Raw genomic sequence first — 4,067 nt, 5'->3', positions numbered from 1 at the left:
CCAGTTCGTACGCCATGATTCCCGCCTGCCGCCCGGTGTCGGCGGTGAATTCGAGTCCGTCGTCGAGTTTCCGGAACGGGATTTCGGCCACGCGTTTTCCCGTCTGGCTGACGGCGTAGAGCTTGCCGTTTTCTGCAAGAGGAGTTTTCAGGCGGATCGTCGCCTGACCGATGCGGAGAAGGTGCGGATAGGTCCCTGTCCCATGCTGAGTACGACAGTAACGGAGGAGCTGATTGCCCTTCGTCGCCCATTTGTCCCGGGAGGGTTTGACATCGGTGATGTGAAGGATGAGGATCCGGCCGCTTTCCATCAGCGGCTTGTGATCGGCAGAACCGGCGAAGACAGTCGAGAAGGTCGTATTTCCGGTTACCCGGAGAAGGGAGCCCTCGTTGTCCATGTTCCTGTCCTGAACCAGGGCTTCGCTCCTTTCGGAGACGGCGCGGAAGAGATTCCGGGCCGGATGAAATGCGATTTGTCCACCCGGCGTGCGAATCCAGCCGTCGCTGTCGATTCCGCCGAGTTTCCGCAGGAGTGAATCCGGATCTTTCTGAACTTCCGGCGTAAGAAAATCCTCGTATGAAAATTCATTGTCCGCTTTTTCCCCTTCTTTGAACTGGAGCGAGAGTTTTCCCAGCACTCCCAGCCGGATATAGGCCGGAGGGGGATAGGCTTTTTCCAGATTCCGGGGATTGTAGGTCCATAGATTGTTGAGACCGGGATGCTCCCAGAGCCTTTCCGGGAGATTCAGATGGAGCTCGTTTTTCGCGGGGCGAATGTCTCCGCGGAGGTAGAAACAGGTAAAAATGTACTGGGAGAACACATTGACCGGATCCCACAAGATTCCAAATGCGTCAATGTTTTTCTGTCCATTGCTCAGGACATCGGGCCAGCGGCTGCGCCATTTGACGGAATCGAAATCGAAAATCCCGTCGAAATCCTGCCATGCCGCAAATGCTCCGCCGACTGCACCGCCTTCCGAGCGAAACATGTTCGGCGCACAGTAGTGATACTCCGTCACCATGGACGGCATTCCGGCAATGCGATGGCGCGCCGTTATCAGCGGCGATTCCCAGTATTCCTGAATGGAGGAGCCCAGGCGGGAAGATTGGGGATGCATGTTCCAGCCGAAGCCGACATCCGCATTCGGGTGGGCCCAGTAGTAATGAATGTCGAAATAATCGTTGTCGCGCCGCGCCCCTGCGGTGATGATCGGCAGCCCGTTGTTATTCTGGGAGATCGGCGCGGTCACTCCGATTTTGCGCAGCTCCGAACGGTAATAGGCGAGCCCATCGCGAAGCGCATCCAGGCTGAAGTGCATCCAGTCCGCCGCGCTGGGCTCTTTTTCCAGAATGACGCCGTTCTTTTTGCACCACGCCTCGTAGGCACGGTTCAGCGGTTCGCGCAGAAGACGATATGGGCTGTTGTACCTGATGCCGCGATTGCCGATCAGCTGAACCTCATTCATCAGCGCAACGCTGAGCAGAGCGGGGTCTTCCGCCAGAGTCATGCCGGTGTAAGGATTTTTCCGCGCGAGAACGCCGCGTGCGAAATCCATCATGTTCTCCCGTATTTCCGGATCAAACTGGGCGAGAATTTTCGCCTCAAACGTAGAAATTCCCGCGTATTTTTCCGGGAACCCTTTCCGGCGCAGGGTGTAAAGATCGAGTGTGATATAAAAACCGGCCTTTTTGAATTCGGCGATCTGGCGGAAGAAACGGTCGAGCTTCGCCTCGTCGAACACGATACCCGTGCCGGGCCTGACGAGTTCGACGTCAAAATGATGCAGCCGAAGTGCATTCATGCCGTACTGTTTCAGGCGCCGGGTATAATATTGAATCAAATCCTCCGGGAGCAGAGTCCCCTCGAAACAGGCATTGGTTCCGTAGAACCGGACCGCCTTGCCGGGTCTATTCTCAAATTCAAAATGGCCGTTGCGAATGACAACCTTGCCATAGGTTCCAGCGGGAACCGTCGGGGCCAGAGAACTGAAGTCGAGGATGCTGCCGGGAATAACCCCGTGCTCATACCGATAAACCTTCCACTCCTTTCCCGGGGCGATGGAAAACGATTTTTCCTCCGGCTCCTTCTCCAGCTTCGGAGCGAAAAAAATCGCCCTGCCGGAAATGCCCGTGGCCGCGACAATCATCCACATCGCGTCCCCTTCCGCGTGGAAAATGAACGCCTGAACCGGTCGATCCTGCAGCGCGAAACGGGACATGCCAAGTCCGAACCTCATCTCATCCTTATTTTCTGTGCTCCAGATTCGCTGCCAGTTTTCCAGATTTTTCGGATCCCCCCACCAGTTGTTCACATCCACGGCGTTGCGGACCGGAATGGTCTGGCGGCCGCCGTCGGAATAGACGACTTCAATACGGCCGACAACTTCTTCCTTTTTTCCGCACCACGCGGCGGCATGCAGCAGATAGAGCCAGTCGAACGATTTCCTGCCGGCTGAGATTTTCGCTTCGGCGAGAGTCCCCTTGAACCTTTTCCCGAGAACCATGCAGGTTTTCTCCCCCGGTGCAATGTTGAACCGGACGCCGTCCGCGTGCAGCTGTTTTTCCTTGAATTGAGAAAGATCCTGCTGTTTTCCCTGATCGGTCCAGCCGCCCTTCCCATCGTCCGCCACGTCATCGGCGAATGACCGGTTTGCCGCCGGGGAAATATCGATCGGAGTAATGAGGAACGGGAGATACTGAATCGTAACCTCTCCCTGCAAATAGCCGTTTTTCGGGAAGAGACGGAAATCGCCGCTGTTGTAGCCGTAAACCATACAGGCGACTTCACAGCCGGCTCCGTCGATCCGGAGGGTTCCGCTGGAAAGCGGAACGTCAATGCGCTGAACAATTTTCCGATTGAACGGAGGACGAAGCCATCTGGTAAGATTTTTCTCCTGCGGCAGGGAGACTGTGCTCTGTTTGCCATTTTCCTCCAAGAAAAAAAGTGTTTTCCCTCGGAGACTCGGATCCAGAGAAAACACAAATGCGCCACTTCCAATTCTCCGGGACCACTCGCCTTCCAGCTTCCAGAAAAAGTCAAATGAATTCTCTTTCCCATTGCGGATTCCGTAGACTCCGGGAATGATTTTGCCGGCGAAATCCGTCTGGATCGAAAAACAGCGGTTTTCAATCTTCCGGACCGTCACCTTGCCCGGGGCGTGGAGGGTCAGAACGGTTCTCTTCTGATTGGCAGGATCCTTGAGTTCAATCTGGCCGTTTCCCTTTTCGTGAACCCATGCCGGCTGAGCCGCGAATGCCGTCAGGCCGCTCAGCAGAAGCGCGGCCGCAATCCAGTTGCTTGATCTCATAATCGTTGTTTCTCCATTGGTTCAGGATTCCCGCGACAATCGTAATATAGCATGGTGATGGTGATTTTAACAGAGACGATCTTATCCAAAAAATATTGTATTTACGCCAAATTCAATCTTCCTTTTTTCTGAAAAAAACTTGCTTTTTCAGAAGAAGATGATACTGTTATAAATACTATGGGTATCGTTTTTCAAGTTCATATGGAAGATTTGAAGCGCATGCTTCATCTCGTGCCGCCTGTTTCCGTCGTGACCTATTATGAAGATGAGGTGCAGCCGCGGAAACAGATTCTCGATCAGCTCGGATTCGCACTTCGCCTCACCGGAAACGCAGCTGGAAACCACTTGCTGGTCAACGGGAAGAAGTATTATGCGGCATATCCGCATATCCTGCTGAAGAAGCCGGGAGAAATTCATGAGGATTCCGGAGGAGCTGTTCACTCCAGTTTCTTTTTTGCTTATTCCCCGGCGATATCGGAAAATGTCATGAACATGGGAACGTTCGACGAGTTCATTTTCAGTGAACTTCCGCAGCTCTGGGAGACGTTCGAAATTTTTCGATCCATTCAAACGGAAGTTTTTCATCTTGAGGAGTTCGGCGCCATTGATCGGATCGATATGCTCTGCTGGCGGCTCGTTCAGGAGTTTCTTCTGGCATACCAGCAGAAGACGAATCCCCAGCCGTACAGATTCAGGCAGATTCTCAAAATCATATCCTTCTATGTTAGGTTTTGTCAAGTCGTTTTGTGGTATTTCTGAC

Annotated in this window: 2 protein-coding genes; both read right to left on the bottom strand. The window is 53.5% G+C overall.

Annotated features, from left to right (window positions below):
* On the bottom strand, positions 1 to 3,307 hold a 3,307-nt coding region (locus ACMLHG_RS07650), incomplete at its 3' end, for a hypothetical protein (protein WP_417170119.1).
* A 147-nt stretch (positions 3,308 to 3,454) separates the two neighbouring features.
* Positions 3,455 to 4,067 (bottom strand): hypothetical protein (locus ACMLHG_RS07645; protein WP_417170118.1); only part of this gene is annotated, 613 nt, incomplete at its 5' end.

The sequence above is a fragment of the Victivallis sp. genome (genome assembly GCF_048170485.1).
GTDB lineage: Bacteria > Verrucomicrobiota > Lentisphaeria > Victivallales > Victivallaceae > Victivallis.
Note: the sequence above shows the minus strand (reverse complement) of the source record. Positions and strands in the feature narration are given on the sequence as shown.